Origin of the sequence: Phenylobacterium sp. (assembly GCF_035309685.1) — a bacterium.
Taxonomy (GTDB): domain Bacteria; phylum Pseudomonadota; class Alphaproteobacteria; order Caulobacterales; family Caulobacteraceae; genus Phenylobacterium.
In genome coordinates this window covers 61271-74534 of the sequence record NZ_DATGEX010000052.1, presented here as the reverse complement: position 1 = coordinate 74534, position 13264 = coordinate 61271, and the positions used below count along the sequence as shown (strand labels likewise).

The window sequence follows — 13264 nt, the reverse complement described above, 5'->3', positions numbered from 1 at the left end:
TAAAAAAGCCGCGCCCCTACGCGCCGCCCTTGCCGCCCGAACCGACCCCATTCGCCTTCGTCCGCTCGGGGTCGATCCATCCGATATTGCCGTCGGGGCGGCGATATACCACGGACAAGCCGCCGTGCGCGGCGTTTCGGAACACGATTGTTTGAGATTCGGTCAGGTCCAGTTCCATCACCGCCATGGAAACGGTCATGAGGCCGATTTCCGTCTCGGTTTCGGCGATCACCATGGGTTCGGGGAAGCCCGCGGCCTCGCCGTCCAGATCGTCGTCGTCCGCGCCGTCGTCGGGCGACTGGAGAACATAGTAGGCCGCCGTCTCCGCCTGGCGGGCCAGCGCCTGGGGATGGTGGTCGGTCAGCCGGTTCTTGTAGCGGCGGATGCGCTTCTGCATCTTGGCGATGGCGGAATCGAAGGCCAGATGCGCGTCGCCGCCCAGCCCCTGGGTCGTGAGCTGCTGGCCCGACGCCAGGGTGACGGCGCAGTCCACCTTGAAGGCATGGCCCTCGCGGGAAACCACCACATCGGCGCCGCCGCCGCCGCCGCGGTCGAAGTATTTGCCGATGCTGAGGGAGAGTTCGTCGGAGACCCGCGAGCGCAGGGCCTCGCCGACGTCGACATGTTTGCCGGTGACTTGGACTTGCATGTGAGGATCAACGCGCCCGGGCGCGGAAGGTGTCAAAGCACGGCCGTGTGAAAGGACCTAAGCCGTCTCTTTCAGCCGGCGGCGGCGCTCCACGGACGAGGGGATGCGCATGGCCTCGCGGTATTTGGCCACCGTGCGCCGCGCGATATCGACGCCGGCTTCCTTGAGGATGTCGACGATGGTGTCGTCGGAGTGGACGTCCCGCTCGCTGGCCTCGGTGTCGATGAGCTGCTTGATCTTGTGGCGGACGCTCTCGGCGGAGTGGGCCTCGCCGCCCTCGGAGGATTGGATGGCGGAGGTGAAGAAGAACTTCATCTCGAAGACGCCGCGCGGGGTCGCCAGATATTTGTTCGAGGTCACCCGGCTGACGGTCGACTCGTGCATGCCGATGGCGTCGGCGACGGTCTTCAGGTTCAGCGGCCGCAGATGTTCGACGCCATAGGCCAGGAAGGCGTCCTGCTGGCGCACGATCTCGGAGGAGACCTTGAGGATGGTCTTGGCGCGCTGGTCGAGGCTCTTGACCAGCCAGCTCGCCTGGGCCGCGCAGTCGGAGACGAAGGTCTTTTCCTGATCGGTGCGGGCGCTGGCCGAGACGCGGGCGTGGTAGCGCTGGTCGACCAGGAGGCGCGGCAGGGTCTCGGAATTCAGTTCGACGTGCCAGAGGCCGCCCAGGCCCTCGCGCACATAGACGTCGGGCACCACGGTCTGGGCCGGCTCGCCGCCGAAGGCGGCGCCGGGCTTGGGCGTCAGGGCGCGCAGCTCGGCGACCATTTCGCGCAGGTCCTCGTCGTCGACGCCGCAGGCGCGCTTCAGCGCCGGCATGTCGCGCTTGGCGAGCAGCTGCAAGTTGTCGAGCAGGGCCGCCATGGCCGGGTCGAAGCGGTTCTGATCCTTCAGCTGGATCATCAGGCATTCGCTTAAGGTCCGGGCGCAGATCCCGGCGGGCTCGAAGCCCTGCAGGACGGCGAGCACGCGCTCCAGCATCTCCTGCGCGCAGCCCAGCCGCTCGGCGATCTCGGCCAGGTCGGCGCGCAGGTAGCCGCCCTCGTCGACGGAATCGATCAGCACGCTCGCGGCCGCGGCCTCCGCGCCCTTCAGGCCGCTGGCGGAAAGCTGGTCGTGCAGGTGTTCGCTCAGCGACTTCTCGTGCGTGAGGATGCTCTCCAGGCCATCGGAGTCGCCCTCGAAGGAGCCGCCGCTCCTGGCCTTGGACCAGTCGACGGACGCGCCGGCCTCGGCCGCGCCCATGTCGTTCTGCGCGTCGCCCGTGACGCGCTCGCCGGGCGAAGCCTCATCGTGGGCGGTGTCGAGCTCGGCGCGGGCGCCGGCGTCGTCCATGCGATCGGTGGAAAGGTCGGCGGCCGCCTCGATCGGCGCCTCGGCCTCGGGCTCGGCGTCGCGTTCATCCCGCTGCAGCAGCGGGTTGCGCTCCAGCTCGGCGTCCACGAAGGCGTCGAGCTCGAGATTCGACAGCTGCAGCAGCTTGATCGCCTGCTGCAGCTGCGGCGTGATGACCAGTCCCTGGCCCTGCCGGATCTCGAGACGCGCGCTGAGCGCCAAGGCGAAAACCCCCGATAGACCCCAAAAACCTGGGGCCCGGACCCCCTTGGCCCGGTTCTTGCTTTCGACCTTAGCCGCGCGAAGGCGACCGATTGGTTAATGCTGGTTACGATCCATCGCGCGCGGCCTGTTTTGCAGGAAGTGTTGGCTCGGGGGTGATCGCCTGCCACTGTCTGTCAGCACGATGGCAATATGAGTTCAGGCCCATGCGACGCGCCGACCGGCTGTTCCAGATCATCCAGGTGCTGCGCCGCACGCGCCGGCCGGTGACCGCCGACGCCATGGCCGCGGAGCTGGAGACCTCCAAGCGCACCATCTACCGCGACATCGCCGACCTGATGGCCCAGCGGGTGCCGATCCGCGGCGAGGCGGGTGTCGGCTATGTGCTGGACGGCGGCTTCGACCTGCCGCCCCTGATGCTGACGCCGGACGAGATCGAGGCCGCGGTGCTGGGCGCGCAATGGGTGGCCGGTCGGGGCGACCCGGCGCTGGCCCGCGCCGCCCAGGACCTGATCGGCAAGATCGTCGCCGCCGTCCCCGAGCGGCTGCGCCCCTTCGCGCTGGAGCCCGCGGCCCGCGCCGCGCCCCGCTGGAACGTCGCGCCGGACGGGCTCGACATGGCGCAGGTCCGCCACGCCATCCGCAACGGCCGCAAGATCGCGCTCGGCTACCGCGACGAGCAGGATCAGGTCAGCCAGCGCACCGTCTGGCCCTTCGCCGTCGGCTATCATGAGACGGTGCGGCTGATGATCGCCTGGTGCGAGCTGCGCACCGATTTCCGCAGCTTCCGCACCGACCGGGTGACGGCCGCGGACTTTCTGGACGAGCGCTATCCGGAACGGCCGGCGACCCTACGCGCGCGCTACCGCCGCGCGATGAACGAGAAGATGGCGGCGATGGGCGTCAAGGAGCCCGGCGGCGCTAGGGACTAAGCCTCACTTGGCGGGCGTAAGGCCGTTCCCGATCTGGACATATTCCCGATCGAAATACTCGATGCTGGCGATGAGTGAGCTGTCGGAAATCCCAGCGCTGCCTGTAATTATGTAGTGGTAGAGGACGACGTACTTATCTTTTGGCAAATAGATGGCAGCGGCGAAGTGCTCCTCGCCGTTCCATTTGGTCACCGCAGACCTTGCGTCGGCGTCGCTCGTCCCCGACCAAGACGCAATTAGCTCAATATATTCGCAATTATCGCCCTTTGTGCACGACGAGAAGGTCATCACCATCTTGTTGCCGCCAGAAGCGGTGATGATCTGCGGGCTTCCGTCGTCGCCCTTTTCAAGCTTTGCTTGGTAGCCATTTTCCTTGAGCGCAGCGACGACGCTGTCAGCGTGCGCGGCAAGCACGGTCGACGCGACAGATGGCGTACCTATCGAGCAAAGCAGGCTGATGCCCGCCAGCAAGAAGATTCGCGAGATCGACTTGGTCATTGCGTCCCCACATGCCCCGTGGACCTCAGATTGGGGGCGTTCTCTTTTCCCGTCCAGGCTGACTGAGCCGTCAGTTTATGTCGAGCTTGTCCGGGACCTTCGGCAGGCGGATGCGCCTGGCGTTCGGCTGGGCGGCGGGATCGTAGGTCACGAGGCCCTTCACCATCGGCAGCGGGGCGCGATGGCCGTCGGCGAACTCGACCTCTCCGGCGGCGACGCCCACGAAGCCGACGTTGGAGAGCTTTGGCATGGCCATGGCCATGATGCCGGCGGCCTTTTTCTCGCCCACCGCCGCCTGGGCGACGGCCGCGGCCAGCTCGTGGGCGTCCAGGTCGGCCGCCGGCGGGATCAGCGGCTCGACCCCGATGGTCGCGTTGATCTTGGTGGCCGGATCGACGCCGATCACCAGCTTGGCGTCGCCAAGCTGGGCCAGGCTCGGCAGGTGGGTCACCTTTCCCGAAGGCCCCAGAACGAGCAGCGCGCGCTTATCGCCCTCGACGATCCAGACCGGGGCGGTCAGGGGCGTCGAGCCGACGTGCAGGTAATAGGCCATGGTGAAATGGCTGCGCTCCGCCGCCGGCAGCTCCAGGTAGCCCTTGAGGAACGGGAAGGCCTTGCCGATCTCGATGACCTTCTCGGCGGCGAGCGCCGGAGAGGCGGCGGCCAACATCGCGGCGAGGACGGGAGCGAGCCTGCGAAGTCGGTGGGACACGGCGGGCTCCTTGGAAGACGAACAATCAGGCGAAGGTGTCGCCCAGGTAGACGCGGCGGACTTCCGGGTCGTCGACGATCTCGTGCGGCGCGCCTTCGAACAGCACCTCGCCCGCGTGGATGATCGAGGCGCGGTCGATGATGTCGAGGGTCTCGCGGACATTGTGGTCGGTGATCAGGATGCCGATGCCGCGGCGCTTCAGATAGGCGATCACTTCGCGGATGTCGGTGATCGCCAGCGGGTCGATGCCGGCGAAGGGCTCGTCCAGCAGCATGAAGCTGGGCTCCGACGCGAGCGCCCGGGCGATTTCCACGCGGCGGCGCTCACCGCCCGACAGCGAGATGGCTGGCGCGTTGCGCAGGTGCTCGATGTGCAGCTCTTCGAGGAGTTCGGTGACCATGGCGCGCGCGCGCTTGCGGTCGCGCTCGCGCAGCTCGACCACAGCCATGACGTTTTCGCCCACGCTCATGCCGCGGAAGATCGAGGTCTCCTGCGGCAGATAGCCCACGCCCATGCGGGCGCGCTGGTACATCGGCTGCGCGGTGATGTTCTCGCCGTCGAGGTAGATCGCGCCATAGTCCGCCGCGATCAGGCCGGTGATCATGTAGAAGCAGGTGGTCTTGCCGGCGCCGTTGGGGCCGAGCAGGCCCACGACCTCGCCCCGCGCCAGCCGCAGGGAGACGCCCTTCACCACCGGCCGGCCGCGGAACGACTTGCCGATGTTGTCGACCACCAGGCCTTCGCCAGCGACGCCTGGGGGCGAACCGATGCGTTCCATCTTCAAGCGATAACCCGCCCCGTGCTCACTGAGTGGCCTTCTTCTTCTTCGGCTTGGCGGGAGCGGCCTCGCCCGTCGCCGCGCCTGGAGCTGCGCCGGTCGCCGAGGCGTCGGTGGCCGCGTCCTTCGGATAAAACACGCCGCGCGGACGGTTCTTGGCGGCGGACCCCTTGCCGGAGCCTTCCATGTGACCTTCGCCGGTCTGGGTGTTGTAGACCATCTTGGTGCCGCGCATGACGTTCTGGCCGTCGACGGCGGTCACGTCGCCGGTGATGGTGATGGTCGTGGTGCCGTAGTCGTAGAAGGCGTTGTCGCCATGCACGCGGCGGCCGTCCGCGGCGGCGTAGTAGACGTTGCCCTTCGCCTCCAGGCTGACGGTGTCGCCGCAGGCGTTGCCCGGTCCGGACGCCGCGCCGGCGGGGGCCTTCTGCTTCTGCAGGATCTCCTGGTGGGTGATCATCACGTCGGCGCGCAGGCGCGAGGTGTCCTGCAGGGCCTCGGCCGAGCCGGACCAGATCGCCGTGCAGTCGGAACTGCGCGATTCGGCGGAGTCGGAGCGGATGTCGACGGGCGCCTTCGCCGCCTTGGCCGGCTGGGCGGCCGGAGCCTGCGCCGCCGCCCCGTGGGCCGCGAGAGCCGCCACGAGAGCCGCCGCCGGCGCCGCCATCGCGATCAGGCTTTTCATCGACTGGCTCAGCCTCACTTCGGTTGCAGGCGCGTGTGGACTTCGCCCGTAAAGACCATGCGCGCGCCCTTGTCATAGACGCTGTAGGACTTTGCTTGGATTTGTCCAAGAGACCCCATGCCCTGAACGGCGTCTGAACCGCCCAGATCGCCGCTCTTGAGATCGTAGAGCGAGGTGGCGGTGTCGAAGGCCCCGCGGGCGCTGGAGAGCCGCACGCCCTTGCTCAGTTCGAGCTTGCTGGTGTCCTCGTGAAACACCCCGGCCCCGCCGGTGACATGCGTCGGGTCCGCCCCGTCGGCGTCGAGGGTCAGCGTCGGCCGGTCGAGATAGACTTTCTGGTAGTCGCGCGGGTCGCGGGTGGCGGTGACCGAGGTCAGCACGAACGGCCGCCCGCGCGCGTCGCGGCCGACGAAGTGCGGCTTCACCAGCCGGATCGGATCGTTGGCGTTGCCCGGCGGAATCCGCTGCGAGGTGAGCGCGTTGTAGGCCACCGAGGCGCCGAGCCCCAGGAGGATCGCGCCGATCAGCAGCGGCAGGACCAGGCGGTAGACCCGGATCAGCCGCGAGCGGCGCCGCCAGCGCTGGATCGAGACCCGCCGCGCCCGGCCTTCGCTGGCGCCGGGCGGCATCGGGATGTCGGAGGCCGCGGTCATGTCGTCAGCTGTGGGCGAAGATGTCGACGTCTTCCCATCCGGCGACGTCCAGCTGGGCGCGATGGGGCAGGAAGGCGAAACAGGCGCGCGCCAGGCCGTCGCGGCCCTCGCGGACCAGCATCTCGTCGAGACGGTCGCGCAGGGCGTGCAGGTGCAGCACGTCGGAGGCGGCGTAGGCTACCTGATCCTCGCTGAGCTCGCGCTGACCCCAGTCGGAGCTCTGCTGGGCCTTGGAGAGGTCGATCCCCAGGAGCTCCTTGGTGACGTCCTTCAGCCCGTGGCGGTCGGTGTAGGTGCGCGCCAGCTTCGAGGCGATCTTGGTGCAGTAGACGGGGGCGGTCACCACGCCCAGGTGCAGCCAGAACATGGCGATATCAAAGCGGCCGAAGTGGAACAGCTTCAGCACCGCCGGGTCGGTGAGCAGGGCCTTGAGGTTCGGGGCGTCATAGGTCGTGCGGTCGAGCTGCACGACATGGGCCTCGCCATGGCCGTCGGAAAGCTGCACCACGCACAGCGGGTCGCGGCCGAGCCGCAGGCCCATGGTCTCCGAATCGATCGCCACCACGCGCGCGCCCGCCAGCGCGCCGGCCGGCAGATCGCCCTCGTACAGGTGTGTGGCAGCCTTCTTCAAGATGCGCTCCGCCAGATCCATCCCCGGCTACAATATAGAGCCCCAGGGAGCCGGGGGTAGAGGGCGCCTGGGTAAGGGGCGCCGTATGTCCACCCCCTCCAAGAGAGGGTGGTGCCCAGGAAAGGACTCGAACCTTCACGGCCGTTAAGCCACTGGCACCTGAAGCCAGCGCGTCTACCAATTCCGCCACCTGGGCCCGATCCGTCGGATCGCGCGAGCCGGCTTCCTTAAAGCCCCGCCTCCCGCCGGTCAACGGCCCCTGTGCGCAGCCGATTGCAGCGAGGCGCGGCATCGTCTATCGGCTGGCGCATGCAGAACCTCGTCACCGTCTTCGGCGGATCCGGCTTCATCGGCGCCCAGGCCGTGCGCCAACTCGCCAAGGCCGGCTGGCGGATCCGGGTCGCGGTGCGCAATCCGGCCAAGGCCTACGCCATGCGGCTGCACGGCGATGTGGGCCAGATCGACATCGTCCAGGCCAACATCCGCAACGAGCCGTCCCTGCGCCGCGCGCTCAGCGGCGCGAGCGCGTCGGTGAACCTGGTCGGCGTGCTGCGCGAGACCGGCCGCCAGGGCTTCCAGGCGCTGCAGGTCATGGGCGCGCGCAATGTCGCCGCCGCCGCGAAAGCGGAAGGTGTCTCCCGGGTCGTGCAGATGTCGGCCATCGGCGCCGACGCCGGCTCCGAGTCCAAGTACGCCCGCACCAAGGCCGAGGGCGAGGCCGCGGTCCGCGAGATCTATCCCGACGCCGTGGTCGTGCGCCCCTCCATCGTGTTCGGGCCGGAAGACGACTTCTTCAACCGCTTCGCCGCCATGGCGCAGATCAGCCCGGTGCTGCCGCTGATCGGCGGCGGCCATACCCGCTTCCAGCCGGTGTTCGTCGGCGACGTCGGCAAGGCGCTGGCCCTGGTGACGGCCGCGCCCGAGGCGGCCGGCCAGACCTATGAGCTCGGCGGCCCGGCGGCCTTCACCTTCCGCCAGCTCATGGAGCTGATGCTGGCCGAGATCGGCAAGCGCCGCATCCTGCTGCCCCTGCCCTGGCCAGTGGCCGGCCTGATGGCGGCGGTGGGCGATGCGGCCAACGGCGTGGCGGGCTTCGCCGGCGCGTCCCTGCCGACCCCGATCACCGCCGACCAGCTGATCCTGCTGAAGACCGACAATGTGGCGAGCGGCGCCTGCCCGGGCCTCGCGGAGCTCGGGATCACGCCGACCACGCTGGAGGCGGTGCTGCCGGGCTACCTCTACCGCTACCGCAAGGGCGGCCAGTACGCCGACCAGGAAGACCGCGAACTCGCCGCCGTCTAGGCCGGACTCCGATTCAAAAAGGTGCAGTTTCAACGACCGTTGTTCTGTGCTGAGGTCGCGCCCCTTCGGGGGAGGCTTGACCATGAGCGAGATCGTCGGCGCCGAAATTGCCGGGAGCTGGCCGCGCAAGACGCGCGAGCTGCACAACCACCACATGGACTCGACGCTGTGGGACGACTTTCCGTTCCGCGACGACGACGTCGTGGTCGGTACCTACGCCAAGACCGGCACCACCTGGACCCAGCAGATCGTCGGCCAGCTGATCTTCCAGGGCGATCCGGAGGTGGCCATGAGCGAGCTGTCGCCGTGGTGGGACATGCGGTTCGTGCCGCCGGAAGCCCGCGAGGCGCTGCTCGCCCAGCCCCATCGCCGGGTGATCAAGACCCACCTGCCGGCCGACGCCCTGGTGATGTCGCCCAAGGCCAAATACCTCTACGTCGCCCGCGATGGCCGCGACGTGGTCTGGAGCCTGCACAACCACCACTCCAACCACACCGAGGAGGCGTTTCAGATCTTCAACGAAACGCCGGGCCGCATCGGGCCGACCCTGCCGCGGGCCGACCCGGACATCCGCCGCTATTTCATGACCTGGCTGGAGAACGACGGCGCGCCCTACTGGTCGTTCTGGGAGAACATCGCCTCCTGGTGGGCGCTGCGCCATCACCCCAACGTCAGGCTGGTGCATTTCGCGAACCTCAAGGCCGACCTGGCCGGCGAGATGCGCTCGATCGCCGAGTTCCTGGAGATCGAGATTCCTGAGACCCGTTGGCCGCAGGCCGTCGAGCACTGCACCTTCGACTACATGAAGGCCCACGCCGAGCGTTACGCACCAGGCGCCGGGATGTTCTGGGAGGGCGGCGCCGACACCTTCATCCACAAGGGTAGCAACGGCCGCTGGAAGGACGTGCTGACGCCGGCGGAGAGCCTGGCCTACGAGCGGATGGCGCGGGAGCGGCTGGGTGACGAGTGCGCGCGGTGGCTGATGACGGGCGAGGGCGCTTAGGCACGGAACCTTGGCCGTCACCGCGGCTTCTCAACAACACCGCGATCGGCGGTGGTGAGCACGCGTCTGGCGCGTGTGGTCCGAAACTGGCGCTGGAGACCTGATGAAACTTCGCACGATCGCGCTCGCCGCCGGCTTCCTCGCCGTGGCGGCCTGTTCCCAGAAGACGCAAAACGAGAGCGCGGCCGCCGCCAACCAGGCGGGCGACGCCGCCACCTCGGCGGCGCACGACACCGCCAACAACACCCGCGCTGCGGCTGCCGATACGGCCGTCGCCGTCGACCATGCCGCGGACAAGACGGCCGACGCGGCGGCTCTCGCCGGCCGCAAGGCGGACGCGGCGGCCAATGCGGCCGCGAAACAGCACTGAAATCCGCGCCCTGGGCAACGTCACGCCAAAGCGGATAGGGCCCTGGCTTAGAAGGGGCGCGCCTGCGGGCGGTCCCCGCCTGCGCGGGGATGAGCGGGCGCGACGGCCTACCGGGTCATCAACAGCGCCAGGCCCGCGCCGCCGATCAGGATGCGCAGCCAGCCGAAGGGCGCGTAGCCGCGGCGGGTGATGATCACCAGCATGCCGCGGATGACGTAGAGGGCGACCACGAAGGACACGCCGAACCCGACCGCCACCAGCTCGATGTGGCCCATGTTCATCAGGTCGTGGCGGCTCTTCCAGGCGTCGACGGTGAAGGCCCCGGCCATCACCGGAATGGCCAGCAGGAAGGAGAACTCGGCGGCCACGCGCTTCTCGACGCCCATCAGCATGGCGCCGACGATGGTCGCGCCGGAGCGCGAGACGCCAGGCACCAGGGCCAGGCACTGGAAGAGGCCGATGATGAAGGAGGTGCCGAGCGGGATCGCCATGGCGTCCTTGCGCGTCGGATAGGGCGCGAAGCGGTCGATCAGCAGCAGCACCACGCCGCCGACGATCAGCGAGACGCAGATCAGCCGCGGGCTCTCGAACAGGATGTGCTTGATGACGTCGTGCAGCAGCAGGCCCGCGACCGCGGCCGGGATGAAGGCCACGAACAGGCTCAGCACGAAGCCCCGGGCCCTGGGCACGGTCGGCGCCATCAGCGCGATCTGCCACAGGCGCTGGAAGTAGATCACCACCACCGCCAGGATCGCGCCGAGCTGGATCAGCACGCAGAAGGTGTCCCAGAAGGGGTCGGTGATCCCCATGGCCAGCTTGGACAAGAGCAGCATGCCGGTGGAGGACACCGGGATGAACTCGGTGAGCCCCTCGATGAGGCCGAGAATGACGGCGTGGATCCAATCCGACATGGCGCTCCCCGAATGCGGCCCCAAAAGACCGCCCCTCTTTGGCGGCGGCGAAGCAGCTTGGCCTTAGGGTTGGGCGGGTATGGTGAAGAAGCCGTTTACCGGGCCATTCCCCCTCGCGGCCTCGGATGACCGCGTATATCCCTGTTAGCGGATTGTCTTGGGCGAAGATTTACCGAGGTCAACATGGCGTCGCAGGACGTCGGACAGGCAGATGTCAGCGGGCGCGTGCAGGCGGCCCTGCAGCGCGGCGACCGGGCCGGCGCGCTCGCCCTGCTGCGCGAGGCCGAACGCGCCGATCCGCGCGACAAGGCGCTGAAGATGCAGCGCGCCATGGTCAGCCGCACGCTGGGCGATCTGGCCGGCGCCCTGGAGGCGCTCGATGAGGCGCTGAACCTGGACCCCTACGACTATGTGGCCCTGCTCTCGAAGGGCGCGCTGGTCGAGCGCACGGGCGGCGAGCGCGCCGCCGCGGCGATCTACCGGAACGCGCTGCTGATCGCCCCGCCGGAGGACGAGCTGCCGCCGCCGCTGCGCGCGCCCACCGCCCGAGCCCGCGAAGTCGCCGCCAAGACTCAAGCCGCACTGGAGGACCACCTCAAGGCCCGCACCGACGCGGTGAAGGCGCAGGTCTCGCCCGCCGCGCGCCGCCGCTTCGACGAGAGCGTCGGGATCTTCGCCGGACGGACCAGGGTCTACAATCAGGAGCCCCTGCTGCTGCACTATCCGAGGCTCCCGGCGATCCCGTTCTACGACCGGTCGTTGTTCCCCTGGTTCGAGGAGCTGGAGGCGGCGACCGACACCATCCGGGGCGAGCTGGAAGGGGCGCTGCAGGCCGCCAAGGACGATTTCGCCCCCTACATCGCCTATCCGAAGGGCACCCCGGTCAACCAGTGGGGCGAGCTCAACCACTCGACGAAGTGGAGCTCGTTCTTCCTGTGGAAGGACGGGGCGCGGCAGGACGGCGCCTGCAGGCTGTGCCCCAAGACCGCGGCGCTGCTGGAGCGGCTGCCGCTGGCCTACCAGCCGGGCTATGCGCCCACCGCCATGTTCTCGGCGCTCGACCCGCACACGCGTATCCCGGCCCACACAGGCTCGACCAATGTGCGGCTGCTCTGCCACCTGCCGCTGATCCTGCCGGGCCCGGCGCGCTTCCGGGTGGGGAACGAGACCCGTGAATGGAAAATGGGCGAGGCCTGGGTGTTCGACGACACCATCGAGCACGAGGCCTGGAACGACGCCGACGAACTGCGGGTCATCCTGATCCTCGACCTGTGGAACCCGCTGCTGGAGCCGGAGGAGCAGGAGTTGGTGAAGGCGCTGCTGGCCGCGCGGCTGGAGTTCTTTTCCAGCTAGCTCAGCTCCGGCTCAGGCCCAACGTAGCGCGCCCTGGGGCGGATCTGGGTGTCGGCCTGGCCCTGTTCGATGGCATGCGCGATCCAGCCGGCGCAGCGGGCCACGGAGAACAGGGCGAAGGGGGCGTCGGCCGGCAGGTTCAGGGCCTCGCAGCCGGCCACCAGGGTGAAGTCGACGTTGGGGGCGAGGCCGGTGACCGCCTTCACCGCCGCCTGCAGCGCCAGGAGGTCCGGCGGCGGGGTGAACCGCTCCAGCAGCGCCGCGGCGCGGGGGTCGTCGTCCGGATAGAGCGGATGGCCGAAGCCCGGCAGCAGGCGGTCCTCCACCAGCCGGTTCGCGATCGCCTGGCGCGGGCCGAGCTGAGCGGCTTCGGCGGCGAAGGTCCGGACCGCCGCCGAGGCGCCGCCATGGCGCGGACCGGACAGGGTCGCCAAGCCCGCCAGCGCCGAGGCCGCCAGCGACGCGCCGGTCGAGGCGGCCACCCGGGCGGCGAAGGCGGACGGGTTCAGCTCGTGATCGGCGACCAGCACCAGCATGCGCCGCACCAGGTCCGCGCCCGGCCCGCCGGGGCCCTGGCCCCAGGCCAGCGCCAGGCGGTTGTGGATCGCGCCGCCCCAGGTCTCGCCGGCCACCGCGTCGGTCAGCACGTCCAGCAGGGTCGCGGCCTCCACCGCCAGCACCAGGGGATGGCGGCCGCGGGCCGGCGGATCGGAGCCGGCGCGGGCGGCGAGCGCCAGGTAGGCGCGGGTGCGCATGTCGGGATGCTTCGGCGGATCGGGCCGCTCGGTGCGCTTCAGCGCCGCCCCGTGGCCGCCGCGCAGCAGGCGGGCCACCGACTCCAGGGTCTCGGTCTCGGAGAGCCGGATCGCGTCGCGGCCGCGGTAGAACAGCCGCCCGCCGGCCACCGTGGTGATCTCCGACGACAGCACCGGCTCGCCCCAGGCCATGGCGCCGGTCGCCACGTCGGAGACCTTGCGGCTGCGGGTCTTGCGGAGCGCCAACGCGGCGATGTCGGCGGCGCGGTAGAGGCTGCGGCGCGGGTCACGCGGGTCGGCGCGCACCTGCACGCGGCCGCGGCTGACATAGGCGTAGAGCGTCTGCGGGCGGACGCCCAGGCGGTCGCGGGCTTCCTCGGCGGCGATCCAGTCGGGTTGAACGGGCATATATTGATTATATTGATCAAGATTGACGAACCCAGGTTGAGGGCATTTCTGACAGCACGCAAGC

Annotated in this window: 15 protein-coding genes and 1 tRNA gene; 5 read left to right on the top strand and 11 right to left on the bottom strand. The window is 69.1% G+C overall.

All coding sequences use genetic code 11. The annotated features are described in order from the left end of the window. Positions 1 to 16 precede the first annotated feature (16 nt). Positions 17 to 649, bottom strand: a complete 633-nt coding sequence (gene hpf, locus VKQ35_RS16775) for a ribosome hibernation-promoting factor, HPF/YfiA family (protein ID WP_324363665.1) — start codon at positions 647 to 649, stop codon at positions 17 to 19. A gap of 57 nt (positions 650 to 706) precedes the next feature. Beyond that, on the bottom strand, positions 707 to 2209 hold the full coding sequence (gene rpoN / locus VKQ35_RS16770; protein ID WP_324363664.1) for an RNA polymerase factor sigma-54: 1503 nt from the start codon (positions 2207 to 2209) through the stop codon (positions 707 to 709). Between the two features lie 206 nt (positions 2210 to 2415). On the opposite strand from rpoN, the gene VKQ35_RS16765 reads away from it, so the two are divergent. Then, on the top strand, positions 2416 to 3141 hold the full coding sequence (locus VKQ35_RS16765; protein ID WP_324363662.1) for a YafY family protein: 726 nt from the start codon (positions 2416 to 2418) through the stop codon (positions 3139 to 3141). Between the two features lie 3 nt (positions 3142 to 3144). On the opposite strand, the gene VKQ35_RS16760 is transcribed toward VKQ35_RS16765, so the two are convergent. The 7 genes from VKQ35_RS16760 to VKQ35_RS16730 form a co-directional block, all read right to left on the bottom strand. Continuing rightward, a complete protein-coding gene (locus VKQ35_RS16760) occupies positions 3145 to 3639 on the bottom strand; it encodes a YbjN domain-containing protein (RefSeq protein ID WP_324363660.1) in 495 nt (164 codons plus the stop codon). Between the two features lie 70 nt (positions 3640 to 3709). Next, a complete protein-coding gene (locus tag VKQ35_RS16755) occupies positions 3710 to 4351 on the bottom strand; it encodes a hypothetical protein (protein ID WP_324363658.1) in 642 nt (213 codons plus the stop codon). Between the two features lie 25 nt (positions 4352 to 4376). Continuing rightward, positions 4377 to 5129, bottom strand: a complete 753-nt coding sequence (lptB, locus tag VKQ35_RS16750; protein WP_324363656.1) for an LPS export ABC transporter ATP-binding protein — start codon at positions 5127 to 5129, stop codon at positions 4377 to 4379. A 25-nt stretch (positions 5130 to 5154) separates the two neighbouring features. Then, positions 5155 to 5814, bottom strand: coding sequence for an LptA/OstA family protein (locus tag VKQ35_RS16745; RefSeq protein ID WP_324363654.1), 660 nt, complete (start codon positions 5812 to 5814; stop codon positions 5155 to 5157). Between the two features lie 14 nt (positions 5815 to 5828). Next, positions 5829 to 6467 carry an LPS export ABC transporter periplasmic protein LptC gene (gene lptC / locus VKQ35_RS16740; protein WP_324363652.1) on the bottom strand — a complete coding sequence of 213 codons (639 nt, stop codon included), beginning with the start codon at positions 6465 to 6467 and terminating at the stop codon, positions 5829 to 5831. 4 nt (positions 6468 to 6471) lie between these two features. Continuing rightward, the gene (locus VKQ35_RS16735; RefSeq protein ID WP_414692359.1) at positions 6472 to 7098 is read right to left on the bottom strand and encodes a ribonuclease D; all 627 of its coding nucleotides are present in this window, start codon (positions 7096 to 7098) and stop codon (positions 6472 to 6474) included. Positions 7099 to 7207: 109 nt separating this feature from the next. Beyond that, positions 7208 to 7294 (bottom strand) — tRNA-Leu (locus VKQ35_RS16730). 113 nt (positions 7295 to 7407) lie between these two features. Between VKQ35_RS16730 and VKQ35_RS16725 the strand changes: the two genes are divergently transcribed. From VKQ35_RS16725 to VKQ35_RS16715, 3 genes are all read left to right on the top strand, one after another. Continuing rightward, positions 7408 to 8400 (top strand): complex I NDUFA9 subunit family protein, encoded by a 993-nt coding sequence (locus tag VKQ35_RS16725; RefSeq protein ID WP_324363650.1) that lies wholly within the window; start codon positions 7408 to 7410, stop codon positions 8398 to 8400. Between the two features lie 82 nt (positions 8401 to 8482). Further along, positions 8483 to 9403, top strand: a complete 921-nt coding sequence (locus VKQ35_RS16720; RefSeq protein ID WP_324363648.1) for a sulfotransferase domain-containing protein — start codon at positions 8483 to 8485, stop codon at positions 9401 to 9403. A 103-nt stretch (positions 9404 to 9506) separates the two neighbouring features. After that, entirely contained in the window at positions 9507 to 9773 is a 267-nt protein-coding gene (locus VKQ35_RS16715; RefSeq protein ID WP_324363646.1) for a hypothetical protein, read from the top strand. A 107-nt stretch (positions 9774 to 9880) separates the two neighbouring features. On the opposite strand, the gene VKQ35_RS16710 is transcribed toward VKQ35_RS16715, so the two are convergent. Then, the gene (locus VKQ35_RS16710; protein ID WP_324363644.1) at positions 9881 to 10684 is read right to left on the bottom strand and encodes an undecaprenyl-diphosphate phosphatase; all 804 of its coding nucleotides are present in this window, start codon (positions 10682 to 10684) and stop codon (positions 9881 to 9883) included. Positions 10685 to 10867: 183 nt separating this feature from the next. Between VKQ35_RS16710 and VKQ35_RS16705 the strand changes: the two genes are divergently transcribed. Continuing rightward, positions 10868 to 12037 (top strand): aspartyl/asparaginyl beta-hydroxylase domain-containing protein, encoded by a 1170-nt coding sequence (locus VKQ35_RS16705; protein ID WP_324363642.1) that lies wholly within the window; start codon positions 10868 to 10870, stop codon positions 12035 to 12037. Here VKQ35_RS16705 and VKQ35_RS16700 read toward each other — a convergent pair. Further along, complete coding sequence (locus VKQ35_RS16700) at positions 12034 to 13200, bottom strand: citrate synthase (RefSeq protein WP_324363640.1); 1167 nt, start codon at positions 13198 to 13200, stop codon at positions 12034 to 12036. The genes VKQ35_RS16705 and VKQ35_RS16700 overlap by 4 nt on opposite strands. Between the last annotated feature and the right edge of the window lie 64 nt (positions 13201 to 13264).